Below are 22818 nucleotides of genomic sequence, written 5' to 3' on the forward strand. Positions count from 1 at the left end.
TGGCTTATGCCCCGCCGTCGGTCGTCCAGTCGGGCCGACCCCCGCCCTCGGGTCCTAGCGCAGTGCCGTGCTCAGCCGTACGGTGGCGCCGTGCTCGGCGGTGGAGCGGATCTGCACCAGGTCGCACAGCTGGTGGACCAGCCACAGTCCCCGGCCGCCGGACTGGTGGGGCTCCGGCCGTGAGCGGCCCACGAGGGGGTCGCGGATGTGGCCCGCGTCGTGGAACTGGCAGATGAGGACGTCGCCCTCGACCCAGGTCTGCAGGGTGCCCCGGCCACCGCCGTGCCGGATGCTGTTGGACGCCACCTCCGTGACGGCCACCAGCAGTTCCTGCAGCCGCGCGCCCTTCAGCCCGTGCACGGTGGCGCAAGCGGTCACCTTGCCGCGTACCGCCGCCAGCGCGCCCGCCCCGTACGTCAGGGTCTCCTGCGGGTCGCAGGGCGCGGTCAGCTCGTCGAAGAGGAACGGCTCGTCGGCGAAGGCCGGGTTGTCGCCGTGCAGACCCTCGGCGAGCTGGAAGGGGTGACAGCGACGCGCCGAGTCGAGCACGGCCGCCTCCACCGTGCTGGTGTCGTAGGGGCACAGCAGCCACCAGGCGGGCGATTCGGCGAAGGTGCGGTTCAGCAGCCACTCGTGGTAGCGCAGCTCACCGCGTTCGGCCGCGGTGGCCGTGGCCCAGGGGGACTCGCTGATGCCGCGCACCGGCTGGCCCTGGCTGACGGTCTTGGCGATCCAGTCCTGCCAGGCCGGGATGAGCCGTCCGGGGTTGCGGCCGAGGGCCGCGGTGTCGACGAACCGCACCTGCCCGTCGGCCCGGGTCGCGTCGAGCGCGTCGCGCAGTATGACCTGCTTGTCGGGGCCGACCGCGACCAGCACCGTCTCGTCGGCGCCCAGCGCGTCCTCGATGAACGACGTGGCACCCGCCAGGAAGGCGTTCTCGCCCTGGTAGGGGTACAGCTCGTGGCGGAAGGCGGGCGCGGGCGCGCCGCCGGATGCCGCCGCGGTGGTCGCCGGGGTCATGGCACCAGCTCCACCGGGACGGTCGGGTCGTCGTAGCTGAGCAGCTCCCAGCATTTGCGGACGAGCGCGTTGGCGTTCTCGACCGTGATCGTCCGTCCGGGGAAGGCGGCCGCCGCCTCGGCCAGCGTCCGCATGCCGGCGGCGTCGATCAGTTCCAGGTCCGCGCAGCGCAGCCGCAGGGTGCTGGTGGTCCGCAGCAGCTCGGTCACGGCGGTGTGAAAGGCGGCGGCGCCGTCCGCGTCGACCACACCGCTCACGTTCCAGCAGTCCTCTCCGCCGCTGAACACCCGGAATGAGGGTTCCGCGTCGCGATCTCCCACGAAGTGCGGATGCACGCTCGCCGCCTGCCCCAGTAGGTCCGGCGGGAAACGCGTACCGGCGTACGCGCACACCACCATGGCCGCGCTGCCACCGATGACGGCGTCCAGCCGCAGCTCGTGATCGGCCACCTGCCGCGGGGTGATCCCGGCAGGCCAGATACGGTCCATGTTCGCCAGTACCCGCAACGCCCGGAAGCCCTGCCGGCCCGCCGCTTCGGCCTCCTGCCGTACCAGGGACACCAGTGCGTCCGCGTTCCAGCCTACGTCGCACGCGGCGGGGTCCACGAGCTGGCCCTGGGCGGCCGGAAGGTCCAGCTGCCAGGCCGGTGACGGCGGGCCCACGACCATGATCTTGTCGCCGAGCCGGGTCCCGTCGGTCAGATACGCCCGGGCCGTGCGCTGGAACTCCGCCTTCGGCGGCGCCGCCCAGCACACATGGTCACCGACGTCGATCGGAGAGAGGCTCGCCCCGCTGCGCGCGATCCTCACCACCGTCCTCCTCGTCCCGAACCACCTGTTGCCGCCCACCTTACAATCCGTCACCCCTCCTGCCTGGTCAGGGAGGCACGGCGGACGGTGGTGAGGGCGGCGCCACGGGGAAGGCGCGAGGGAGACGGCGCTCAGCGGCCCGGCCGGTGGGCGGTGCCGGCGACCAGGGGAACGGGTATGGCGGAGTGGTTCTTGGCGGTAGGTACCGACGACGGCAGATCTCCCTCGCGAGGGGGTGGGCCAGACGGCAGGTGACGGAGTTCCCCTGGCCGACCCGGTGGCGCCCGGACCCGGAGGCGGTGGCGCTGGTGGTGTCCGAGCTGGTCACCAACGCGCTGCGGCACGTCGGGGGTACCACCGGGCTGTGGCTGGTCTTCGGTGCGCGCCGGCTGCGGATCGTCGTCAGTGACGACTCCCGTACGGTCCCGGTCCTGCGGCCCACCGCGCACGCGCAGGTCGGCGGTCACGGCTTGCGTATCGTCGCCGCCCTCACCCAGACCTGGGGTGCGGAGCCGACCGCGCACGGCAAGCGCGTATGGGTCGATGTCGCCGACGCCGGTCCCGTCCGCCCGGTGGCGTCAGCCGAGCCCGCACCACCGGTACCGGAACGTACCGGCGGCCCTGCTCACGGCTGCTTCGGCTGCTCGTCCGTGGCCGGGGGGAACAGCGCCTCGGCGCCGGTGAGGTCCAGCAGGCGCCGGACCTGGCTGCTGACCCTGAGCAGCCGCACGCTCCCGTCCCGCTCCAGGGAGCTGTTGCGGGCCTGCAGAAGGACGTTGAGGAAGGACGAGTCCGCGAAGGCGACCCCGCCGAGGTCGAGGACGAGATGGGGATGGTGATCCAGAGCGGTCCGCACCGCCTCCGCCACCGGCCCGATGCTGTGCAGATCCGCGTCTCCGGAGACGGTGATCACGCTCGGCTCTCCGAGGCGGGTGAGCACCGTGCAGCGGACGTTCCCGTCAGGAGACGGAACAGGCGCGCTCTCCATGACCGCTCCCCTTCTGGAATCTTCACGAACGCCTGATCCTTGCACACCGGGTCCGCACCGAACCGTTTCAGCAAGCACGTTGATCGCGCACAAGCGGTCTCCCGCTAGCCGGGATCGCCGGGAGCGGCGGGCTCCGCGGTGGGGTCGGGGGCCGTGGCGGGTACGGAAGGGGCAGAAGGGGCGGCGGGGGCGGTCCAGCTGCGCAGCAGGCGTACGGCCTCGGCGGTACGCGACTGCGGCTCCACGTTGTAGACACAGAGCGTCTGTTCGGTGTCGCCGGGGACCTGGAAGGACTCGTAGGCGAACTCCATCTCGCCGACCAGCGGGTGTACGTAGTGCTTGGCGCCGTGGGTGCGGCGCAGCACCTTGTGGTCGTTCCACCAGCCGGAGAACTCCGGCGAGAGCAGGGTGAGTTCGCCGACCAGGTCGGCCAGCTGGCGGTCGTTGGGGTGGCGTCCGGCCTCCAGGCGCAGCATCGCCACCGTCTCGGCGGCGATCCGCTCCCAGTCCACCACCCGCTCGCGCGCCTCCGGGTCCAGCAGGTAGTAGCGGGCCATGTTCCGGCGCGGGGCGGGCAGCGCCTCGAAGTCCGTCACCACCGCGCGGGCCAGGTGGTTGGACGCCAGTACGTCGGTACGCCGCCCCAGGATGAACGCGGGTACGTGCCCGAGTGTCTCCAGCATCAAGTACAGCCCCGGCCGCACCCGTTGGGGCGGCTGCGGACCGCGCCGCACAGCGCCGGGGCGGGCGAGCAGCAGATCGTGCAGGTGCTCGGTCTCGGACGCGTCCAGCCGCAGTGCCCGCGACAGCGCCTCGACGACCTCCGGCGACGGGTTTCCCGAGCGTCCCTGCTCAAGGCGCGTGTAGTACTCGGTGCTCACCCCGGCCAGGCGCGCCACCTCGTCCCGGCGCAGCCCCGGAACCCGCCGGATCCGGCCGTCCGGGTCGAGCCCGGCCTGCTCGGGGCTGATCGCGGAACGGCGGGTGCGGAGGAAACCGGCGATCTCCTTGCTGCGGTCCATACCTCCAGTGTGGCCACGCCCGGACCTGCCCTCTCGCGCAGGGGTGGCCCTGTCAGTACCTGCCTGAGCGGGGCCAGCTTTGGCGCCGCCGGCGGCACGCCGGGTTGCTGTGATGGAGACGTACCGAGAACCACTCGGCGCCACCCCCGCTTCACTTCCTCACGGAGGCTCCACCACCATGTCCACCCCTACCTCCTCCGCCACCCCTTCCGCCCCGCTGCGGGGCCGCGTCGCCGTCATCACCGGCGCTTCCAGCGGCATCGGTGAGGCGACCGCCGAGAAGCTCGCCTCGCTCGGCGCCCGCGTCGTCGTCCTGGCCCGCCGGGCGGACCGCCTGCACGACCTGGTCGAGCGGATCACCAAGGACGGCGGCACCGCCGTCGCCATCGCGGCCGATGTCACCGACACCGCGGCCGTCCAGGCCGCGGCGGACCGCGTCGAGGCCGAACTGGGCGGCGCCGACCTGCTGCTCAACAACGCCGGTGTCATGCTGCCCGCCCCCGTCGAGGAGGTGGCCACCGGCCAGTGGCAGCAGCAGATCGACCTGAACGTCACCGGCCTGATGAACGTCATCGGCGCGTTCACCCCGCAACTGGTGCGCGCGGGCAGCGAACGCGGCGTCGCCGACCTCATCAACACCTCGTCCATCGCGGCGCAGAACATCTTCCCCCACTTCGCCGTGTACTCGGCCACCAAGGCATACGTCACCCACCTCTCGCGCCACCTGCGCGCCGAGTTGGGCGCCAAGAACGTCCGCGTGGCGGCCCTGGAACCCGGCATCGTCGGCACCGAACTGCAGGGCCACGTCACCGACCAGGGAGCGCTGGACTGGCTGGCGGGTGCCAAGCAGTCGATGGAGTGGCTCACCCCGCAGGACATCGCCGAGACCATCGCCTTCCTCGCCACTCTGCCGCCGCGCGTCAACCTCCAGCAGATCACGGTCATGCCGACCGGACAGCCGAGCTGACGCCCGCACGGTCACTCGGTGTCGTCAACGAGGCCGTCACGCGAGTGTCCCGGGGGGAACTCGCGTGACGGCCTGCGGAGTGGTGCCGTAGTGCCGTGTCAGGTCAGATGGTCCAGCTGACGGGGTAGGTGGCGACCGGGGTGAAGCTCACGCCGACCGCCTCCATCTCTCCGCGTGCGATGACGACCATTTCCTTGAGGTGGTTCAGCTGCGCGGAGTGCTCCTCGGAGTCCCAGACGCTGAGCTGCAGCATCGTGCCGTCCGGCGAGACGCCCGCGTAGAAGTGGAGGAGACCCGACAGCTGCTTGACGGCAGGGATCAGGTACTGCGAGGTCTTGGTGTTCATGGCGTCGACCTCGGCGAACCGGCTCGGGTCGAACGTGGCGCGCGAGGCGCGGACGACTGCGGTCGCGGGCAGTGACTCGGTCATGGTGATTCCCCCTCGGTGAATTATGTTCCGATCGGCTATCGTAATGCAATGAGCGATGCGCAGGCGAAGGTCGGACGACCGAGGAACCCGGACCTGGACCGGGCGATCCTTGCGGCTGCTGCCCGCCAGCTCGGCGAGCTCGGCTACGCCCGCATGTCGCTGGAATCCGTGGCGGCCAACGCGGGCACCACCGTGCCCAGCCTGCGGCGCCGGTACCGGAACAAGGCGGAGTTGGTGGCCGCGGTCATCGGCTCACTACGGGTCGAGGAACCCCCCGCGGACGCCGCGACTCCCCGCGCCCACGCCCTGGCGATCCTGGAGAACTTCCACAGCAACCTGCGGGCCATCCCCGCGCTGGCCATCCTCGGCTCCCTGCTCGCCGAGGAAGAACGCCACCCCGAACTGCTCCACCTCTTCAAGACCCGCCTCGTCGAGCCACGACGAGCCCTGCTCCGGGAAGCGCTGTCGGCCGGCGACCTCCCGGACGGCACCGACCTCGACGCCCTCACCAGCATGCTCATCGGATCCTTCTACGGCCGCTACGTCACCCTGGCCGGCATCCCCGACGACTGGCCGCACCGCGTGCTCGGCGCCGTCTGGCCGGCAGCCGCCAGTCCCGCGTCACCGGCCCGGGGCCACGATCGCGAAGCGTGACCGACCGGGGTGTGGGTTATGGGTGGGTGGGGGGGAGTTGTTGTTCGGTCCAGATGGTTTTGCCGGTGGGGTGGTGGCGGGTGCCCCAGTGGGTGGTGAGTTGGGCGATGAGGAAGAGGCCGCGGCCGCCTTCGTCGGTGGTCCGGGCGTGGCGCAGGCGGGGGGCGGTGCTGCTGGTGTCGTGGACTTCGCAGGTCAGGGCGGTGTGGAGGATGAGGCGGAGGTGCAGGGGTGGCTGGCCGTAGCGCAGGGCGTTGGTGACGAGTTCGCTGACGATGAGTTCGGTGGTGAAGTCGAGTTCCTGCAGGTTCCAGGTGGCGAGTTGGTCGCTGACGGCCTGGCGGATGGTGGCCACGGAAGCGGGGTCGGTGGGCAGGTCCCAGTCGGCGATGTGGCCGGGCGGGACGGCGTTGCTGCGGGCCACCAGTAGTGCTGCGTCGTCCCGGGCGGTCGTGCGGTGGCGGCCGGTGGCGACCGCGTCGCAGATCCCGTTGACGCCGGAGCCCGGGTCGCGGTGGTGCAGGAGCGGCAGAAGGTCGTCGGGGTTGTTGTCGGGCAGGAGTCCGTCGGTGTAGAGGACGAGGTCGCTGCCGGCGGGCAGGTCGTACTGCGCGGCTTCGAAGGGCAGTGCCCCCAGGCCCAGGGGCGGGCCGGCGGGGACGTCGAGGACCTGTCCGCGGCCGCCGGGGGTGATGAGGATCGGTGGCGGGTGGCCGGCCCTGGCCAGGGTGCACTGGCCTGCGACCGGGTCGAGGACGGCGATCAGGCAGGTGGAGCCCAGCAGTGCGCTGGCCGTCAGCGGGTCGCCGGAGGTCTCCTCGTCGAGGAACCGCAGGACCAGGTCGTCCAGGTGTGCCAGCAGCTCGTCGGGGGGCAGTTCCATGTCGGCCAGCGCGTGGACCGCGCTGCGCAGGCGTCCCATCGTCGCGGCGGCGTTCGTGCCGTGCCCGACCACGTCACCGACGACCAGTGCGTGCCGGGCGCTGGACAGCGCGATCACGTCGAACCAGTCACCGCCGACCCCGACGTGCCCGTCGGCGGGGAAGTAGCGGGAGGCCACATCCAGCACCGGTGTGCCCCGTACCCGGCGTGGCAGCAGGCTGCGCTGCAACGCCAGAGCGGTGGCGCGTTCACGGGTGAAACGGCGGGCGTTGTCCAGGCTCAGCGCGGCACGATCGACCACCGCCCGCGCCAACCCCACATCATCCCCACCGAAGGGCTCAGCGGGCCGGCGCCGCAGGAAGGTGACCACTCCCAGGGTGGTGTCGCGGGCGCGGATGGGCACGGTCATGAGGGAGTGGAATCCGAAGGCTCTGGCCCTTTCGGCCCGGGCCGGGTCCGCGGGCAGCCAGGTCGTCGCGGAGGCGTCGGTGTCGGCTTCGAGACGGGGCTCGCCGTCGGCCAGCGACAGACGCACGGGGTAGCCGGGGGCGTAGTCGGCGACCTGGCCGATCCGGATCAGTGCTTCGGGAGCGCCGGGGCGTACGGACTGCTGGGCAGCACGGCGCAGGGTGGGCGGGCGGTCCTCCCGTACGGGTGGGGGTTCCTGGCCCGTGAGGACGTCGTCGAACAGATCGACCACGGTCATGTCGGCCAGCCGGGGGACGGCGAAATCGGCCAGTTCCTGCGCCGTGGTCCATACGTCCAGGGTGGTGCCGATCCGCTCGCTGACCTCACTGAGGAGGGCGAGCCGGGCTGCCGAGAGGTCGTAACCGAGCACCATCACACGGCCCCTGGTGGCGCCGCTGCCGTCGATCGGCCATACCCGGACCATCAGGCTGCGCGGTCCCCCGTCGGCGTGGCGGACCGTGACCGGCCCCGACCACTCCTCCGGCGCCGGGAGCGGCGTCGGCAGCACCGGATCCACCAGCAGGGACGCGACCGGGCGGCCGACCACGTCGGCGGCCCGCAGCCCCAGCAACCGCTCGGCCGCCGCCGACCAGCCCACCACCATGCCCTGGGCATCGAGCACCACCCCGGCCGCGCGTGACAGCTCCGGGGGGACCACGACTCCGGTAGCGAGGGCGTCGGCGCCCACCGCGGAGTCACGGTGGTCCGGGTGGAGCCGTCCAGGTGGGTCTGGGCCAGGATCCATCTACCGACCTCCCTCTCGCCCATTTTCCCTCCATCCCTCCCGTTCGCCCACCTGGTCCGTGGCTGCGCACGCCGTAGTACATTGACGTTAAGTTCATCTCTGATGAGTTCATCAATTATCATCGGGACACCGCACACGGTCGTGGGCTCCCCCACGACCGGACGACGACGGAGGATCTGCATCGTGAGCGAGATCTGGGCCGCGGCCATCCACGCATTCGGGGAGGCGCCCCGCCCCCTCGCCGTACCCGCACCGGCCCCCACCGCGGACACCGTGCCCATCGAGGTGCACGCCGCGAGCTTCAACCCCGTCGACAGACTCATCACCTCGGGCAGCTGGTACGGCGGGAACCCGGAGTTGCCCGCGATCCCGGGCCGGGAGGGTGTCGGCGTCGTCCAGGCGGACCGCGGCGAGTGGAAGGCCGGTGACCGCGTCTACTTCCGCACCCCCGCGTGGGAGCCGGGCAGCATGGCGCAGACCGTGAACGCCGCTCTCCCGAGCCTCATCCGCGTTCCGGCGGACCTGGAGTCGACAGCGGCCGCGGCGGTCGGATTCGCGGGCACGACCGCGTCCTTGGCCCTTCTGGAACGCGGTGGGATGGCCCCGGCCGAGACGGTCGTCGTCCTGGGCTCGACCGGCGCGGTCGGACGCTGCGCGGTGCAGATCGCGCTCCGGCACGGGGCGCGCCGCGTCGTGGCGGTGAGCCGTACGGGCGCGGCGGACTTCGCAGCGCTGTCCGAGCCCGAGGCGGACCGCGTCGTCCCCGTGGCCCTGGCGGGCGATGACAGCGGCCTCGGTCTCCATCAGCGCATCCTCGAAGCGGCGGGCGCACCCGTCGACCTGGTCGTCGACCTGCTCTGGGGAACGCCCGCCCACGCCACGCTGTCCACGCTGGGCGCCGGGGGCCGGCTGGTGAACGTGGGGTCGAGCGCCGGCGCGGAGTTGAGCCTTCGCAGCGAGACCCTGCGGTCCAAGCCCGCCGAGGTGCGCGGTCACACCGCGGTCTACTACGCCCCGGAGGTCTTCAACGCGCACTGCACGAGTGTGTTCGAGCTCGCCTCCCAGGGGGCGCTGAGCCTTCCGACGGAGATCTACCGGCTCGATGACGTCACCGAGGCATGGGACCGGATGGACCGCTCGCCCCGGGTGAAGGTCGTGGTGACCTTCGACCGCTGACGCGCTCCAGGCCAGGCCAGGCCCGGGATCAGCTCTGCGTCATGGCGTTCATGAGCAGTTCGGTGGTCTTGTTGAAATGGTCGCTCAGCCGCGCGACCGCGAGATCGGCGTCCCGGGCCAGCACCGCGTCGCAGATCGCCTGGTGCTCACAGGCGACATCCCGCTTGCTCGGGGCGGTCAGCGGCGCGGACAGGCGCCGGTAGAGCTCGCTGGCGTCGAACAGCGAGCTGCACATCTCCAGGAGCATCGGCATGTCGCACGCCGAGATCAGTGCCGTGTGGAAGTCCCGGTGCGCCGCGGCCCACTGCTCGGTGGTGTGCAGCGGGTCGTCCTCCGACCGGGTCGGTGTGCGCGCCAGCAGGTGATGAGCCGCCACGACCCGCGACTCCCAGGAGACGTCGCCCCGTGCCATCGACTGGCGCAGCGCGTACCCCTCGATGAGCACGCGAAGGTCGGTCAGCTCACGCAGGCCCTTCTCCGTCAGGTCGATCACCCGAAAGCCCTGGTTGTGCCGGCCGTTCACCAGCCGCTGCTCGGCCAGCCGCGACAGCGCCTCGCGGATGACGCTCACGCTCACACCGAACTCCAGCCGCAGCTCGGACGGCTTCAGGCGGGCGCCCGGCTCGTAGGACCCGTTCAGAATCGCGCGCCGCAGTTCCGTGTAGACGTGACTGGAGAGCGTCTCTGATTGCGCGGTGCGAGCCATGCCCCAAGGCTACCGACTCTGGTTCCGACTTTCGCACAATCTCCGTAAGTGAGTGAAGTCACTGGAAGTGTCGACTCTCGGGTGGAATCACCCCTGTTGGGTCAGCATCACAACTCGGAAACATACCGACTGGTTAGTACGCGAAGGGTTCCGCAGCCGACTTACCGCGGGGTAGCGTGCGTCGCCTCCCCCTGCTGCGGCCCCTTCGGGCCCCTCAGCCATGCAAGGAGTCCGGGATGTCCGACCCGTCGCCACCCTTCGAGGACTGGCCGCGCCAGCAGCCACCGCGGTACGACAGCCCACCGCAGCCGTACCCGTACGGGAGCGCGGCTCCCCGCCCCGCCTACCCCTCCTACGCCGCCGCCCCCAGGCCGCCGCAGCCGCGGTTCCCGCAGGCCGGGCGGCCGCGGCACACGGCGCCCGCGCAGGCGAGCGACCTCCGGCGGCTGCGCGGCGCGTACCGGATTCTGCGGCGGGTGGCGACGGGCACGGCGCTCGGGTACTTCACGCTCTTCCTCTTCCTCTCCGCCTTCGCGCCGTCGCTGATGGGGGGCACCGTGTCGGGCGGGCTGTCCACCGGCCTGGCGCTCGGGCTGCTCCAGGTGCCCGTCACCTGGGGAGCGGTCGCGCTGTACGAGTACACGGCCCGCCGCGGCATCGACCCGATCGCACACCGCATCCAGGAGCAGGCCGAGCGCACCGGACCGGAGGCCGCGCGATGACGGGATTCAGCAGTTCCGCGCAGGCGATGTCCCTGCTGGCGTTCATGACGGTGGCCACGATCACCCTGCTGCTGTGCGTGATAGCGGGCCCCGAAGGCGACGACCTGCAGGAGTTCTACACCGGGTACCGCTCGCTGTCCCCCGTACGCAACGGGCTCGCGATCGCCGGCGACTACATCTCCGCGGTGACGGTCGGCTCGACCTGCGGGATCATCGCGCTCTTCGGGTACGACGGCGTCGTCCTGGCGGTGAGTACGGCGCTGTCCCTGATGCTGCTGATGTTCCTGCTGGCCGAACCGCTGCGGAACGCAGGCAAGTTCACCATGGGCGACGCGCTGGCGCAGCGGATGCCCGGGCCGTCGGTACGTATCGCCATGTGTGCCACCACCCTGATGGCGCTGATACCGCTCGTGCTGCTGCAACTCGCGGGCACCGGTGACCTGCTCGCCTTCATTCTCGGCTTCTCCAGCGACGCGCTGAAGACCGGGTGCATCGTCGGCATCGGTGCGCTGATGATCCTCTACACCGCGCTGGGCGGCATGAAGGGCACCGCCCTCATCCAGATCGTCAAGATCGTCATGCTGCTGGGTTCCGGGGCGATCGTCGCCCTGCTCATCCTGCGGCAGTTCGCGTGGGATCCGGGCGCGCTGTTCGCCGCCGCAGCGGCGCGCAGCGGGGTGGGTCCCGCGTTCCTGCACTCGGGGCTGGAGTTCTCCGGCGGCAGCGCCCCCCGGATCGACATGATCAGCACGCAGTTGACGGTCGTGCTCGGCGCCGCCTGCCTGCCGCACGTCACCATGCGCATGTTCACCGCGAGCAGTGCGCGGCAGGTGCGCCGGTCCATGACCTGGGCGGTGTCCAGCGTCGCGCTCTTCGTGCTGATCATCACGGTCGTCGCCGTCGGCGCGACGGCGCTGCTGGGACGCGACACGATCCTCGGCGCGGATCCGACGGGGCGTACGGCGTTTCTGCTGGGCTCGCGGGCGGCGTTCGGAGTGCATGTGTCCACCGGCGAGACCCTGCTCTTCACCCTGGTCACGACGGCACTCTTCCTCACGCTGCTGGGGTCCGTCGCCGGGATGATCCTGGCCTGCGCCAACACCCTCGCGCACGACCTGTTCGCGGTCCTGAGAACGAAGATGACGCCGCGTCAGGAGATGACGGCCGCACGCCTGTCCGCGCTCGGGGTGGGGTCACTCACCATCTTCCTGGCCACCCTCGTCCAGAACCGCAACATCCAGCCGCTCGCCCTGCTGGGGACCTCCATCGGCGCCTCCGCCCTGGCACCGGCGATGGTCTACAGCTTCTTCTGGCGCCGCTACACGCGCACCGGCCTGCTGTGCACCCTCATCGGCGGCACCCTGTCCACCCTCGTCCTGATGACCGGCACCAACCTGGTCTCGGGCTCCCCGATGGCGGCCTTCCCCCACTCCGACTTCAACTGGTTCCCCTTCACCACCACGGGCCTGGTCTCCGTTCCGCTCGGCTTCGCCCTGGGCTGGGCGGGCACGGTGCTCTCCGGCCGCGGCCAGGCGGACGAGCAGCGCCGGGAGTACGCGGCGGTGGAAGCGACGATTCTCGCGGGGGTGGCGCGGCGTACCGGCTGAGCGCCGCGGGCCCCACCTGGCTAGGACGGCGGGGCGGTCCGGCCGTGGACGTGGACGGCGTGGCCGTAGGACCCTTCGGGCTGCCCGGCGAGGAGCGGCGGGAGCCTGCGGCTGACCGCTGCCATCGGCTCCGAGCGGGTGGTCGTGTCGTGGGCTTCCCTGTCCGTCCACAACTGCGTCAGCCAGATCGTGTCCGGGTCGTCCACGGCGGTGTTGATGCTGTAGCCGATCAGACCGCTGTCCTCGCCGCCCGCACGGAAACCCTCGAGGAGCAGCGCGATCAGCTCCTCCCGCCGACCAGGCACCGCGGTCATCCGTCCGTAGACGCTGAACATGGTCCCACTGGACACAAGGCCACCCTTCTCTTCCGGTTCGACGACACCGAAGCCGCCGGCGCCCGGTGCGACGACATGGCCGTCGCGGGCGCCGGCGGGCGTTCCGACCCAGGTTCCTACCAGGCGGAGGCGGAGGCGTCCTGGTTGTAGAGGCCGTTGCCGAGTTGGTACGGCGTGTCCCCGTTGAGGATCGTGTAGTGGTTGCCGCCGTAGTCGGAGTTGTACCAGACCGCCACGGTGTGGCCGCCGAAGTCGCCGTTGTAAACGGTGGCGGTGTTGTTCTTGACGGAGTCTCCGACGCCGTCGCACGCGGACGCGTTGTTGTTGATGTTGCAGTTCCCGAAGGTCGAGGACTTCAGGTCACGAATGCCCTGCCATCCTGCCCCCGGATTCCACAGCATCGTCGCTCCCTGGCCACCCGAGTGGTAGTAGAAGCAGACGTACGAGCAGGGACCGGCCACCGTCCCCGGCGCCGCCGACGCGGGTTCGGCGAGCATCGTCCCGGAGGCGAGCGCGGCCGCTGTCAGGGCGAGTGCCCCAGTCTTCTTGAACATTGTTCCTCTCCGCTTCCTCAGTGGTGTCGTGAGCGCGACGCGTCCTCGTGCTGGAGGCCCCCGCGCCCTCGGGCGGCTACTTCGACGGCCCGAGAAGGGTCGCCGCGGTGCTCAACTCCCGCCGCATGGTGGCCTGTGCCTGGCGCAGCGCTTCGGCGTTGAGCTTGATCGCCGCGCCCTGGTAGCCGGACTCGACGGAGGACCAGACGCCGACGAGGTTTGTCCGCCGCTTGCAGGCGACATCCGCCGTCGCGGTGGCGATCTCGGTGGCCGTGGGATCGGGGGACGCCGACCACCGGGGGTCGTTGGTCGCCGCGTTCGGGTCCTTGTAGTGATAGCCGCCGGTCCGCATGCAGGCCGACCAAGCGGCGAAGACCGTCAGCACCCGGGCGTCCGACTGCGACCTGGTGAAGCTGTCGGCCTGGATGCTCTCGGCGATGTCGGGGTTGCCGTACCGCCCGTTCCTCCCGCCCAGCTTGACGGTGGCCTCTGCGTTGCAGCCGCCGCTGGGCACGCTGTGGCCGTTGACCGAACCGCCTGGTGTGCCGGAGAGGACCGCGGCCATCGCGGGCGTGATCTTGGGCGGGTTCTGGGCCGGTGCGGCGCCCGCCCGCTGGCGCCTCATCTCCACGGCCATGAAGTGGTAGCCGTACCGCGCCTGTTCGGGCGTCATCACGCCGTAGCGCGACTCGTTCACCGGCAGCCCCCCGTTCGGGGCCGTGGCGCTCGCCACGCTGTAGCCGAACCCGTAGCGCCTCATGCAGGCGGCGACCAACTCCGAATGCGCGGCGACCAGTTGTGACGACTGGGCGTCACTGAAGAGATACGGTGCGATGGGCAGGACGATGTCCGCCGGCCGGGACGGGGTCGCCGTGGCGGTCACCGGAAGTGGTGTCACCACCGGCTTCGGGTCCCCGGCCGCCGCGTGGCTCCCGGCGGCACGTGCGCAGCCGGTCACCGCGGCCAGCAGGGACAACGCGACCACGGCGGGCGCGGCAAGGTCGCGGCGCAGGGACATCGCACTCCTTGTGTCGTACCGCCGGCGCGCCGATGCGGCACGCGGACGCTCAGGGACGGCCTGAGGGTTGACCGTGATCCGGACACGTCCGGCGTCCGGAAGCCGCCCCACCGCACCCGCGGGGCGCCGCGGCCGCCCCGGTCGCGGAGACGGCTGGGGCAGGCGGGACAGCGGTGACAGTGGCGGGCGCCACCGTCACGGCCACCACAACCGCTTGGCCGAACGTCTCATTTCTGGTCCTTTCGCCTGTGCGAGAACGGCTGGATAGCCACGGGGGACGGTATGGACACGAGTCCGTGAACCGTCCTAGATTCGTCCTAATGCGAGGTCAGCCGGGGTATCGGCGTTGATCGTGACGTTCCGGGGGGAACATGAAATTCGGTGTGCTGGGGCCGCTTCACGCCCAGATCACCGGGCGCGAGGTCCGGCTCGAAGGACCTCGGCAGGCCAAGATGCTGGCCGCGCTTCTGGTCGACGCCAACAACGTGGTCCCGACCGAACGGCTCGTCGGGGTGATGTGGGACGCGAAAGCACCCACCACCGCGGTCCGCCAGGTCCAGGACGCCCTGTCCGGGCTGCGCCGCAATCTCGCGGCCTGCGGGGCACCCGCGTCCTTGATCAGCACGCGGCGTGGCGGCTACGAGATCCACCTGGACCCGGATCAACTGGACCTCCTGGAGTTCGACCGCGAGCGGCGGCTCGCCGAGCGGTACACGGCCCCGTCGGAGACGGCGCTCGCGCTGCGGCGCGCGCTGGCCTGCTGGCGCGGTGGCGCCCTGGTCGACGTCTCCAGCCGGGTCCTGGAGCTCGACGCGGCACGGCTGAACGAGAAGCGGGCGGCCACCCACAAGCGGTGCCTGAGCATCGAGCTGGACCTGGGCCGTCATCGCGAGGTCATCGAGGAGCTGACCGCGCTGCTGCGCGAGCACCCCTACGACGAGCAGCTCGCCGAACACCTGATGGTCGCCCTCTACCGGTGCCGTCGGCAGGGCGAGGCGCTGCAGGTGTACGAGCGGCTGCGCCGGACACTGGCGGGCGAGCTCGGCGTCGATCCCACCCCGCCGATCCAGGCGCTGCACCGCCGCATCCTGGTCGCCGATCCCGCGCTGGCGGCCCCCGTCCCGGCGGACGGTCCCCCGGACACCCCGGCGGACGGTTCCGGCGCGGCGGCCGCCGAGCTGGTCATCGCGATGCCGGTACGCCAACTGCCGCTCGACGTCCCCGACTTCGTCGGCCGCGCCGACGCGCTGGCCGAGGTCGCCGAACTGCTCGACGGGTCCGCGCGCAACCGGGCGCCGGTGGCCGTCATCGTGGGCGGCCCCGGCGTCGGCAAGTCCTGTCTGGTGACGCACGCCGCACGGCTGTCGACCGCCGCCTTCCCCGACGGCCAGCTCTACCTCAACCTCGCCGGGACGTCGGACGAGCCCCGGGATCCGGCGCTGATGCTGGCCGAGGCGCTGGGCGCGCTGTCGATCGCCGGTAGCGCGATCCCGATCGGCCTGTCGGAACGGGCCGCGCTCTACCGGTCGTTGCTGGCGGACCGCCGGATGCTGGTGGTGCTGGACGACGCCGGTCACGCCGATCAGGTACGGCCGCTGCTACCGGGGGCCGACGGCTGCGCCGTACTGATCACCAGCCGCACCCTGCTGACGCAGCTGCCCGGTGCCCGCCACATCGACCTGGACGTGCTGAGCCCGGCGGAGGCACGGGAGTTGTTCACCGGCATCGTCGGTCGGCGGCGGGTCGAGCGGGAACCGGAGGAGGCCGACGCGATCCTCGAGTGCTGCGGCAATCTGCCGCTGGCGATCCGGATCGCCAGCGCGAAGCTCACCGGCCGCCCGGCCTGGTCGCTGCGGGTGCTGCGGGAACGCATCGAGGACGAGTCCCGGCGGCTGGCCGAGCTGAGGATCGGGGATCTCAGCGTGCGGGCCAGCGTCGAACTGAGCGTGCGGCTGCTGCCGGACGACGCCGTACGCGCGCTGAGCCTGCTGGGGCTGCTCGGCCCCTACACCCTGCCCGGCTGGGTGTTCGGCCCGCTGCTGGACCGCGCGGACGCCGAGGAGGTGCTGGACGCCCTGGTCGACGCCAGCCTGGTGCGGCTCACCGCCACCGACGCCGTCGGCCAGCCGCGCTACCGGCTGCACGACCTGATCAGGACCTGCGCCGTGGAGATGGCCGCCCAACTGCCCCTGCCCGACCGGCGGGACGCGATGGTGCGGGTGCTGTCCACCTGGCTCGACATGGCGGGCCGCGGCACCGAACGGCTGCCCGCCGGGCTGCTGGTCGGCGAGCCCGGCACGGCGCCGCGCCGCCCCCTGCCCGACGCGGTCGTGGACCGTCTGCTGGCCGACCCGGCCGCCTGGTTCGACGCGGAGCGCGACACCCTGCTCGGCGCGGTGAAGCTGGCCGTGGACTGGGGACTGGACGAGCTGGCCTGGGAGCTGGCGGCCGGCACGGTGACCTACTACGACCACCGGTGCCTGTACCAGGACTGGGAGCACGGGCACCAGCTCGCGCTCGACGCGGCCGAGGCCGAGGGCAACACCCGCGGCGCCTCGGTGCTGCTCCGCGGGCTCGGCCAACTGCACATCTACCAGGACGAGTTCGACGACGCGAACCGTACCCTGGAGACCTCCATCGGGCTGTGCAAGGACCTCGGGGACAAGCGCGGCGAGGCCCTGTCGGTGGCGATGCTGGGCACGGTCAGCCGGGTGCAGGGCCGCTTCACCGAAGCCGCCGACCGGGTCGGGCAGGCGCTGGCCATCGCGGTCAGCGAGGGCGACCGGCATCTCGAAGCCCAACTGTCCTGCTCGATGGCCGTGATGCGGCTCATGCACGGCGACCTCGACGAGGCCGAGTCCTGGTTCGGCGATGCCCTGCGCCAGGCCGAAGCGCTCGACGACGGGCACCGGGTGGCCGTCGTCCTGCGCCGCTTCAGCCGCCTGCACGACCTGCGCGGCGATCAGGACGAGGCACTGCGCTGCCTCTGGCAGGCGCTGGCCACCTTCGAGGAGCTGGTCGACGAGCGCTGCGCCGCCTACACCCTCCTGGAAGTCGGCCGCGTCTACGGCGGCCGGCACGACCGGGACCGTGCCACCCCGGCCCTGGAACGCGCGGCGGCCCTCTTCCACCGCCACGGCGACCGCCACGACGAAGCCTCGTGCTGGCAGCTCATCGGCGACCTGGACGCCGCCGCCGGCGCCCCCGACCTGGCCCGCGAGCACCACGAGCGCGCGCAGCTGCTGTGGGGCGACATGCACCGGACGACGGATGCGGTGCCCCCGTCGTCGCCGTGAACCGCCCCGCGACCCGCTAGTAGTCGACCGTGCCGCACCATGTCTGCGCCCAGGCGGAGGCGCCGTACTTGTTGGCCGCGCGTACCGCGACGCAGATCTGGTCACCGGAGTACGGGCCCTGGATGACGTAGCTGGTGCCGCTCGTGGAGTAGACCGTGTCGACGTTCTTCGCGGTGAAGTTGCTGCCCTTGTTGGTGAAGTGGATGTCGTAGCGGGTGGCGCGGGAGATCGCCGGCCAGCTCACCCGCAGTGGCATGTTGCACGCGCCGACGCAGGAGTTGGTGTACTCGACCTTGTACGCCTTCATGGCGGGTGGCTTCGAGCCGGTGGACGAGCCGCCGGAGCCGGGCGGCGTCGTTCCGGTGTGCGTGCCGGACGAGCCCGAGGTGGAGCCGCCGGAGCCGGAGGAGCCCCCCGCGCCCGAGCCCGCGGGGCGGGACGCGCCGGGGGCGGCGGAGTGGCCGTCGGGGGAGGGTGATTCCGCACTCCCGTCGTCGCCCTGCTTGCCGGTCTTGCCCTTGCCGTCCCCGGCGCCCGCCGCCTTCCCCTCCCTGGTCGTGGACGGTGAACCGCCCGTGCCGCCGGAGGAGTTGCCGCCGCCTGGGGTGACGCTCGCACTGCTGCCGGGCGGCTGGGCGTGTACGGGGGCGGCCCCGCCGCTCCAGGGCTGGAGCACCGCCAGGGTGCCTCCGCCGGCCGTGAGGACGAGCACCACGGGCAGGGCGATGATCGTCCGGCGCCGGCGGGGACGCTCCTCGCGCGGCTTCGCCGTCGCGGAGCCGCCGCCCGCCTTGTCGACGACCGTGGGCTCGGCCTGCGGGCGCAGGCCGAGGGTAGCCCGGTCCACGGCCGTGTCGTGCGGCGGCGGCACCTCGGCGTCGAGCAGCCGGGCGGCCTGCTGGGCGAGGTGGGTGACCACGTCGGCGGGCAGCCAGGCCCGCCCGGCGGTCGGCGGCCCGGGCCGCTCCGGGTCTGCCAACAGGGCGTCCACACCGGGCCGTTGCTCCGGGGCCTTCGTCAGGCATCGCACGATGAGGGACCGGACAGCGGGATCCTCGACCCCCTCCAGGTTCGGCTCCTCCTGCACGATCTCGTACATGACGGTGTGCTGGTTGCTCGCCCCGCGCCCGAAGGGCAGCCGCCCGGTCGCCGCGTAGGTGAGCACGCACCCGAGGGTGAACACATCACTCGCGGGCCCGGCGCTCTGCCCGCGTATCTGCTCCGGTGACATGAAGCCGGGCGACCCGATGACCATCCCGGTGCTGGTGAGCAGCGACTCGACGGAGGTCTCGAGGGCCCGCGCGATCCCGAAGTCGATGACCTTGGTGCCGTCCACGGTCAGCATGACGTTCGACGGCTTCAGGTCGCGGTGCACGATGCCCGCGTCATGGATGTCCTTGAGGGCGCGCAGCAGCCCGTCGGCGAGCGTGTGCAGCGACGTGGCGGGCAGCGGTCCGTGCCGCCGTACGACCTGCTCCAGGGACAGGCCCGGCACATAGCCGGTGGCCACCCACGGGGGGTCCTCGTCGGGTCCGGAGTCGAGCACCGGCGCGGTGTACCGCTCGGCGACCCGCCCCGCGGCCTCGATCTCCCGCCGGAACCGCGCCCGGAACCGCTCGTCGGACACATGCTCCTCGTGCACGACCTTCACCGCGACGGTGCGTCCGCTGTCCGACCTCGCGAGGAACACCCGCCCCATGCCGCCGGCGCCGAGCCGCCCCAGCAGCAGATACGGCCCGATGCGTGCCGGGTCGAACGCGGTGAGCGGCTTGATGCCCCCGTCGACCCCGTCCTCCCGCTCGCCGTGCCCGTCCCCGTTCGTACCGCTCATGCCGGTATGGCTCCCCCGTACTCGTCCTGCCTGGTCAACGATGCAACGCCGTTGAGAATAGAGGCCCTTGGCACGGGGCAGGACCCGAGGTCACCGGGACCTGCGGTCAGTTCAGGCCGGGGCGGGTGCTGCCGGGGGGCGGGGGCCGCAGCAGGGAGAGGGTGCCGCTGAGGTGGAGGACGCGTGCGACCACGCCGTGAGCGCCGGTGACGCTCAGCGCTCCCCCGCGGTCCTGGGCGTCCTGGTGGCAGGCCAGCAGGGCGTGGACACCGGTGGAGTCCATGAAGGTGACCGCGGACAGGTCGATGGTCACATGGGTGCCCCAGGGGACGTCGGCCCCTTCCACGGCCTGATGGAACAGCGTGACTGAGTCATGGTCGATCTCGCCGACCGGCGTCACCGTCAGCGTGCCGCCGGCGTAGGCGACCCGTACGTCCAGCCCGGGCATGCCGTCTCTCTCCATGCGGGTACCCCTACCTCGTTCCCGGCTCCGTGGGCCAGGTGACGTGGGCGTGGATCTCCTTGCCGTCGGACAGGGGTACGACGGTCAAGGAGGCGGCCAGCGCCCGCAGCAGGGGCCAGCCCAGTCCTCCCCGGCCGTCCAGCCGCGGCGGCCGATCGGCCGGGGGCACGCTCGCGGTGCTGGTGTCGCGGACCACGATCTGGACCTGGCCCTCCCGGTAGGCCATGACCAGCGTGCCGGTCCCCGCGGTGTGGCGCACCACATTGGTGACGAGTTCCGACACCGCCAGCAGGATGTCGCCCGCCACCCGTTCGTCGTTCGACGGGGAGGAGTCCGCCAGCGCGCCGAGGAAGAGTGCGGCGGCGTCCCGGGCCAGCGCCACGCTGCCGGGCCGAGCGTCGAAGGAGTGACGCAGCACGAAGCCGTCTCTACGATCCAGCCGCAAGACGCCTTCCTCTCCGTCCCCGCCCGAGCTGTTCCCCTCGGACCCCGAGGCCGCCTGCCGGCGTCTCACCGACGCGAGGCAGCCCACCGACGAGCGGCGGCCATGACGTTACTACAAGGCCGTATGCCCCGGTACACGCACGCAAACCCGCCCGCCGCACCCGGCCACCCGCGCCCCGCCGCCCGCGCGTGTCAGGCCCTGCCGCTGCGGGGCGCCCGCAGGATCCGCAGGCTGTGGGCGGCGACGGGAAGCGGGGTCGCGGCGCGGAAGGTGGCGGCATCCGTGGCGTCGGGCCTCGCCGTGTCCACGGCGGCGGTCCACTTCTCCGCGAACGCGGCGGACGGGAGGCGGAACTCCACGGGCTCGTGGAAGGCGTTGAAGAGCATCAGGAAGGAGTCGTCGGGTGCGGGGGCGCGCTGGGCGCGTTCGGTGTCGCTGTCGCCGTTGAGGTGGACGGCCAGGGCATGGGCGTCGCCGCGGCGCCAGTCGTCCTCGGTCATCAGGCGCCCGTCGGGGCGCAGCCAGGCGATGTCGGCGCGCTCGGCCGGTGTGGTGGCGGTGACGCCCTGGAGGAAGCGGTGACGGCGCAGCACCGGGTGCTCGCGGCGGAGTTCGAGGAGGCGGGCGGTGAAGGCCCGCAACTGCCGCTGTTCCCGGTCCAGTTCCCAGGGCATCCAGGCTGTCTCGTTGTCCTGGCAGTACACGTTGTTGTTGCCGTTCTGGGTGCGCCCGCTCTCGTCGCCGTGCGCGATCATGGGCACGCCCTGCGAGATCAGCAAGGTGGTCAGGAGGTTGCGCTGCTGGCGCAGCCTCAGCGCCCGTACGGCCGGGTCCTCGGTCGGTCCTTCCGCTCCGCAGTTGAAGGAGTGGTTGTCGCTCTCCCCGTCGGCGCCGCCCTCGCCGTTGGCCTCGTTGCGCCGCTCGGTGTAGGACACGAGGTCGCGCAGGGTGAAGCCGTCGTGGGCGGTGACGAAGTTGACGCTCGCCCGCGGGCGGCGGCTGTCGTGCTGGTAGAGGTCGGCGGATCCGGTGATACGGGCCGCCAGTTCACCGACCGTGCCCTCGTCGCCGCGCCAGAAGCCGCGTACGGCATCGCGGTACTTGCCGTTCCACTCGCTCCACAGCGCGGGGAAGTTGCCGACCTGGTAGCCGTCGTCGCCGACGTCCCAGGGCTCGGCGATCAGCTTCACCCGGCCGATCACCGGGTCCTGCTGGACGATGTCGAGGAACGCCGACAGGCGGTCGACCTCGTGGAACTGGCGCAGCAGCGTGGCGGCGAGGTCGAAGCGGAAACCGTCGACGTGCATCTCGGTGACCCAGTAGCGCAGCGAGTCCATGATGAGCTGCAGGACGTTCGGGTGGCGCATCAGCAGGCTGTTGCCGGTGCCGGTGGTGTCGAAGTAGTGCCCGGGATCGTCGTCGACCAGCCGGTAGTACGAGGCGTTGTCGATGCCACGGAAGGAGAGCGTCGGCCCCTGGTCGCTGCCCTCGGCGGTGTGGTTGTAGACGACGTCGAGGATCACCTCCAGGCCGGCCGCGTGCAGGGCCTTGACCATCGCCTTGAACTCGTCGACCTGCTGTCCCCTGCTGCCCGCGGCGGCGTACGCGTTGTGCGGGGCGAAGTAGCCGATGGTGTTGTAGCCCCAGTAGTTGGACAGCCCGCGGTCGGCCAGGAAGCCGTCCTGGGTGAACTGGTGGACCGGCATCAACTCCACGGCGGTGACGCCGAGGTCGGCCAGATGCGCCACCACTGCGGGATGGGCCATGCCCGAGTACGTGCCGCGCAGTTCCTCCGGCACCTCGGGGTGGAGCCGCGTCATGCCCTTGACGTGCGCCTCGTAGATCACCGACTCGTGGTACGAGCGGCGCGGCGGCCGGTCGTCGCCCCAGTCGAAGGACCGGGGGTCGGTGACCACGCCCAGCATCGCGTGGCCGAGGCTGTCGCGCTCGTCCGGCAGGTCCGGGGCGTCGAGCCGGTGCCCGCTCAGCGACGGGTCGCCGTCGATCTGGCCGTCGACGGCCTTGGCGTACGGGTCCAGCAGCAGCTTCGCCGGGTTGCAGCGCAGCCCCTCGGCCGGTGCGAACGGGCCGTGCACCCGGTAGCCGTACCGCTGCCCGGGACCGACACCGGGCAGATAGCCGTGCCACACCGAGCCGTCCACCTCGGGAAGCGCCACCCTCCGCTCCCGGCCGTCGTCATCGATCAGGCACAGTTCCACGTTCTCGGCGACGTCGGAGAAGAGCGCGAAGTTGGTGCCCGCGCCGTCGTACTCGGCGCCGAGGGGGTAGGCGCGACCGCCTTGGAGATCCATGCTCACGGTCTTCCCCGGCGGCGGGCACCCACTCCGGAGCAGAACTCACCGTCATCCGATTCAGTGGCATGACGTGGGCCGGCAGGGGCAAGCGGCGCTCAGGAGGTTGATAACCATGGGACCGTTGCTTCTCGTTCTTCTTCTCGCGCTGATTCTCTTCGGCGCGGGATTCGCCCTGAAAATTCTCTGGTGGGTCGCCGTCGTGGTGCTGGTGGTGTGGCTCGTCGGATTCGTGGCGCGCGGCACCAGCGCCGGCGGCGGAAGGAGTCGCTGGTACAGATGGTGAACGCCGGGCCTCGGACTCCGCTCCGAGGCCGGCGGTCGTCAGTCGAGGGGCGGAACCCGTTCACCGGGTTCCGCCCCTCGTG

21 protein-coding genes and 1 pseudogene are annotated in these 22818 nt (G+C 71.6%); 8 read left to right on the forward strand and 14 right to left on the reverse strand.

All coding sequences use genetic code 11. The annotated features are described in order from the left end of the window. Positions 1-54 precede the first annotated feature (54 nt). Both AB0M29_RS04620 and AB0M29_RS04625 read right to left on the reverse strand, forming a co-directional pair. A complete protein-coding gene (locus AB0M29_RS04620; RefSeq protein WP_365378844.1) occupies positions 55-1020 on the reverse strand; it encodes a sensor histidine kinase in 966 nt (321 codons plus the stop codon). After that, entirely contained in the window at positions 1017-1829 is an 813-nt protein-coding gene (locus tag AB0M29_RS04625) for an MEDS domain-containing protein (RefSeq protein ID WP_365378846.1), read from the reverse strand. The genes AB0M29_RS04620 and AB0M29_RS04625 overlap by 4 nt, the downstream gene beginning before the upstream one ends. A gap of 299 nt (positions 1830-2128) precedes the next feature. On the opposite strand from AB0M29_RS04625, the pseudogene AB0M29_RS04630 reads away from it, so the two are divergent. Further along, a pseudogene (locus tag AB0M29_RS04630) lies at positions 2129-2359 on the forward strand (ATP-binding protein); the annotation flags it as partial. A 95-nt stretch (positions 2360-2454) separates the two neighbouring features. On the opposite strand, the gene AB0M29_RS04635 reads toward AB0M29_RS04630, so the two are convergent. Next, positions 2455-2817: an STAS domain-containing protein gene (locus AB0M29_RS04635; protein ID WP_365378849.1), complete on the reverse strand. Its 363-nt coding sequence runs from the start codon at positions 2815-2817 to the stop codon at positions 2455-2457. A gap of 104 nt (positions 2818-2921) precedes the next feature. Then, the gene (locus tag AB0M29_RS04640) at positions 2922-3839 is read right to left on the reverse strand and encodes a helix-turn-helix transcriptional regulator (RefSeq protein ID WP_365378852.1); all 918 of its coding nucleotides are present in this window, start codon (positions 3837-3839) and stop codon (positions 2922-2924) included. 178 nt (positions 3840-4017) lie between these two features. Between AB0M29_RS04640 and AB0M29_RS04645 the strand changes: the two genes are divergently transcribed. Beyond that, positions 4018-4806, forward strand: coding sequence for an SDR family oxidoreductase (locus AB0M29_RS04645; protein WP_365378855.1), 789 nt, complete (start codon positions 4018-4020; stop codon positions 4804-4806). Positions 4807-4909: 103 nt separating this feature from the next. Here AB0M29_RS04645 and AB0M29_RS04650 read toward each other — a convergent pair whose 3' ends face one another. Then, positions 4910-5236, reverse strand: coding sequence for a hypothetical protein (locus tag AB0M29_RS04650; RefSeq protein ID WP_365378858.1), 327 nt, complete (start codon positions 5234-5236; stop codon positions 4910-4912). Between the two features lie 48 nt (positions 5237-5284). Between AB0M29_RS04650 and AB0M29_RS04655 the strand changes: the two genes are divergently transcribed. Beyond that, entirely contained in the window at positions 5285-5890 is a 606-nt protein-coding gene (locus tag AB0M29_RS04655; protein ID WP_365378861.1) for a TetR/AcrR family transcriptional regulator, read from the forward strand. 16 nt (positions 5891-5906) lie between these two features. On the opposite strand, the gene AB0M29_RS04660 is transcribed toward AB0M29_RS04655, so the two are convergent. Beyond that, a complete protein-coding gene (locus tag AB0M29_RS04660) occupies positions 5907-7985 on the reverse strand; it encodes a SpoIIE family protein phosphatase (protein ID WP_365378864.1) in 2079 nt (692 codons plus the stop codon). Positions 7986-8168: 183 nt separating this feature from the next. Here AB0M29_RS04660 and AB0M29_RS04665 point away from each other — a divergent pair, with 183 nt between their 5' ends. After that, positions 8169-9161, forward strand: coding sequence for a zinc-binding alcohol dehydrogenase family protein (locus AB0M29_RS04665; RefSeq protein WP_365378866.1), 993 nt, complete (start codon positions 8169-8171; stop codon positions 9159-9161). Positions 9162-9189: 28 nt separating this feature from the next. On the opposite strand, the gene AB0M29_RS04670 is transcribed toward AB0M29_RS04665, so the two are convergent. Then, entirely contained in the window at positions 9190-9867 is a 678-nt protein-coding gene (locus tag AB0M29_RS04670; RefSeq protein WP_365378868.1) for a GntR family transcriptional regulator, read from the reverse strand. Positions 9868-10103: 236 nt separating this feature from the next. Between AB0M29_RS04670 and AB0M29_RS04675 the strand changes: the two genes are divergently transcribed. Next, complete coding sequence (locus AB0M29_RS04675) at positions 10104-10589, forward strand: DUF485 domain-containing protein (protein ID WP_365378871.1); 486 nt, start codon at positions 10104-10106, stop codon at positions 10587-10589. Further along, the gene (locus tag AB0M29_RS04680) at positions 10586-12196 is read left to right on the forward strand and encodes a cation acetate symporter (RefSeq protein ID WP_365378874.1); all 1611 of its coding nucleotides are present in this window, start codon (positions 10586-10588) and stop codon (positions 12194-12196) included. The genes AB0M29_RS04675 and AB0M29_RS04680 overlap by 4 nt, the downstream gene beginning before the upstream one ends. A 20-nt stretch (positions 12197-12216) precedes the next feature. Here AB0M29_RS04680 and AB0M29_RS04685 read toward each other — a convergent pair whose 3' ends face one another. The 3 genes from AB0M29_RS04685 to AB0M29_RS04695 all read right to left on the reverse strand — a co-directional run bounded on the left by AB0M29_RS04685 (position 12217) and on the right by AB0M29_RS04695 (position 14103). Beyond that, complete coding sequence (locus AB0M29_RS04685; RefSeq protein WP_365378876.1) at positions 12217-12546, reverse strand: putative quinol monooxygenase; 330 nt, start codon at positions 12544-12546, stop codon at positions 12217-12219. Between the two features lie 101 nt (positions 12547-12647). Further along, a complete protein-coding gene (locus AB0M29_RS04690; protein ID WP_365378879.1) occupies positions 12648-13085 on the reverse strand; it encodes a hypothetical protein in 438 nt (145 codons plus the stop codon). A 76-nt stretch (positions 13086-13161) separates the two neighbouring features. Further along, the gene (locus AB0M29_RS04695) at positions 13162-14103 is read right to left on the reverse strand and encodes a hypothetical protein (protein WP_365378882.1); all 942 of its coding nucleotides are present in this window, start codon (positions 14101-14103) and stop codon (positions 13162-13164) included. A gap of 383 nt (positions 14104-14486) precedes the next feature. Here AB0M29_RS04695 and AB0M29_RS04700 point away from each other — a divergent pair, with 383 nt between their 5' ends. Continuing rightward, complete coding sequence (locus tag AB0M29_RS04700) at positions 14487-17399, forward strand: BTAD domain-containing putative transcriptional regulator (RefSeq protein WP_365378884.1); 2913 nt, start codon at positions 14487-14489, stop codon at positions 17397-17399. A 16-nt stretch (positions 17400-17415) separates the two neighbouring features. Here the strand turns inward: AB0M29_RS04700 and AB0M29_RS04705 are convergent, their stop codons facing one another. From AB0M29_RS04705 to glgX, 4 genes are all read right to left on the reverse strand, one after another. Next, positions 17416-19230 (reverse strand): serine/threonine-protein kinase, encoded by a 1815-nt coding sequence (locus AB0M29_RS04705; RefSeq protein WP_365378886.1) that lies wholly within the window; start codon positions 19228-19230, stop codon positions 17416-17418. A gap of 106 nt (positions 19231-19336) precedes the next feature. Beyond that, complete coding sequence (locus AB0M29_RS04710; RefSeq protein ID WP_365378888.1) at positions 19337-19693, reverse strand: STAS domain-containing protein; 357 nt, start codon at positions 19691-19693, stop codon at positions 19337-19339. A gap of 10 nt (positions 19694-19703) precedes the next feature. Continuing rightward, positions 19704-20138: an ATP-binding protein gene (locus AB0M29_RS04715; protein WP_365378891.1), complete on the reverse strand. Its 435-nt coding sequence runs from the start codon at positions 20136-20138 to the stop codon at positions 19704-19706. A gap of 191 nt (positions 20139-20329) precedes the next feature. Continuing rightward, the gene (glgX, locus tag AB0M29_RS04720) at positions 20330-22450 is read right to left on the reverse strand and encodes a glycogen debranching protein GlgX (protein WP_365378894.1); all 2121 of its coding nucleotides are present in this window, start codon (positions 22448-22450) and stop codon (positions 20330-20332) included. A gap of 115 nt (positions 22451-22565) precedes the next feature. Between glgX and AB0M29_RS04725 the strand changes: the two genes are divergently transcribed. Then, positions 22566-22736, forward strand: a complete 171-nt coding sequence (locus tag AB0M29_RS04725) for a hydrophobic protein (RefSeq protein WP_365378896.1) — start codon at positions 22566-22568, stop codon at positions 22734-22736. Positions 22737-22818: the final 82 nt, after the last annotated feature.

This window comes from Streptomyces sp. NPDC051976, from assembly GCF_040680795.1.
Lineage (GTDB): Bacteria > Actinomycetota > Actinomycetes > Streptomycetales > Streptomycetaceae > Actinacidiphila.

What these genes read in the sequence shown, in the direction of transcription:
- AB0M29_RS04675 (WP_365378871.1), top strand. Translation starts at nt 10,104, where the DNA reads ATGTCCGACCCGTCGCCACCCTTCGAGGACTGGCCGCGCCAGCAGCCA.
- AB0M29_RS04710 (WP_365378888.1), bottom strand. Translation starts at nt 19,693, where the DNA reads ATGGAGAGAGACGGCATGCCCGGGCTGGACGTACGGGTCGCCTACGCC.
- AB0M29_RS04645 (WP_365378855.1), top strand. Translation starts at nt 4,018, where the DNA reads ATGTCCACCCCTACCTCCTCCGCCACCCCTTCCGCCCCGCTGCGGGGC.
- AB0M29_RS04705 (WP_365378886.1), bottom strand. Translation starts at nt 19,230, where the DNA reads ATGAGCGGTACGAACGGGGACGGGCACGGCGAGCGGGAGGACGGGGTC.
- glgX (WP_365378894.1), bottom strand. Translation starts at nt 22,450, where the DNA reads ATGGATCTCCAAGGCGGTCGCGCCTACCCCCTCGGCGCCGAGTACGAC.
- AB0M29_RS04660 (WP_365378864.1), bottom strand. Translation starts at nt 7,985, where the DNA reads ATGGATCCTGGCCCAGACCCACCTGGACGGCTCCACCCGGACCACCGT.
- AB0M29_RS04640 (WP_365378852.1), bottom strand. Translation starts at nt 3,839, where the DNA reads ATGGACCGCAGCAAGGAGATCGCCGGTTTCCTCCGCACCCGCCGTTCC.
- AB0M29_RS04620 (WP_365378844.1), bottom strand. Translation starts at nt 1,020, where the DNA reads ATGACCCCGGCGACCACCGCGGCGGCATCCGGCGGCGCGCCCGCGCCC.
- AB0M29_RS04635 (WP_365378849.1), bottom strand. Translation starts at nt 2,817, where the DNA reads ATGGAGAGCGCGCCTGTTCCGTCTCCTGACGGGAACGTCCGCTGCACG.
- AB0M29_RS04690 (WP_365378879.1), bottom strand. Translation starts at nt 13,085, where the DNA reads ATGTTCAAGAAGACTGGGGCACTCGCCCTGACAGCGGCCGCGCTCGCC.
- AB0M29_RS04655 (WP_365378861.1), top strand. Translation starts at nt 5,285, where the DNA reads ATGAGCGATGCGCAGGCGAAGGTCGGACGACCGAGGAACCCGGACCTG.
- AB0M29_RS04725 (WP_365378896.1), top strand. Translation starts at nt 22,566, where the DNA reads ATGGGACCGTTGCTTCTCGTTCTTCTTCTCGCGCTGATTCTCTTCGGC.
- AB0M29_RS04670 (WP_365378868.1), bottom strand. Translation starts at nt 9,867, where the DNA reads ATGGCTCGCACCGCGCAATCAGAGACGCTCTCCAGTCACGTCTACACG.
- AB0M29_RS04680 (WP_365378874.1), top strand. Translation starts at nt 10,586, where the DNA reads ATGACGGGATTCAGCAGTTCCGCGCAGGCGATGTCCCTGCTGGCGTTC.
- AB0M29_RS04695 (WP_365378882.1), bottom strand. Translation starts at nt 14,103, where the DNA reads ATGTCCCTGCGCCGCGACCTTGCCGCGCCCGCCGTGGTCGCGTTGTCC.
- AB0M29_RS04650 (WP_365378858.1), bottom strand. Translation starts at nt 5,236, where the DNA reads ATGACCGAGTCACTGCCCGCGACCGCAGTCGTCCGCGCCTCGCGCGCC.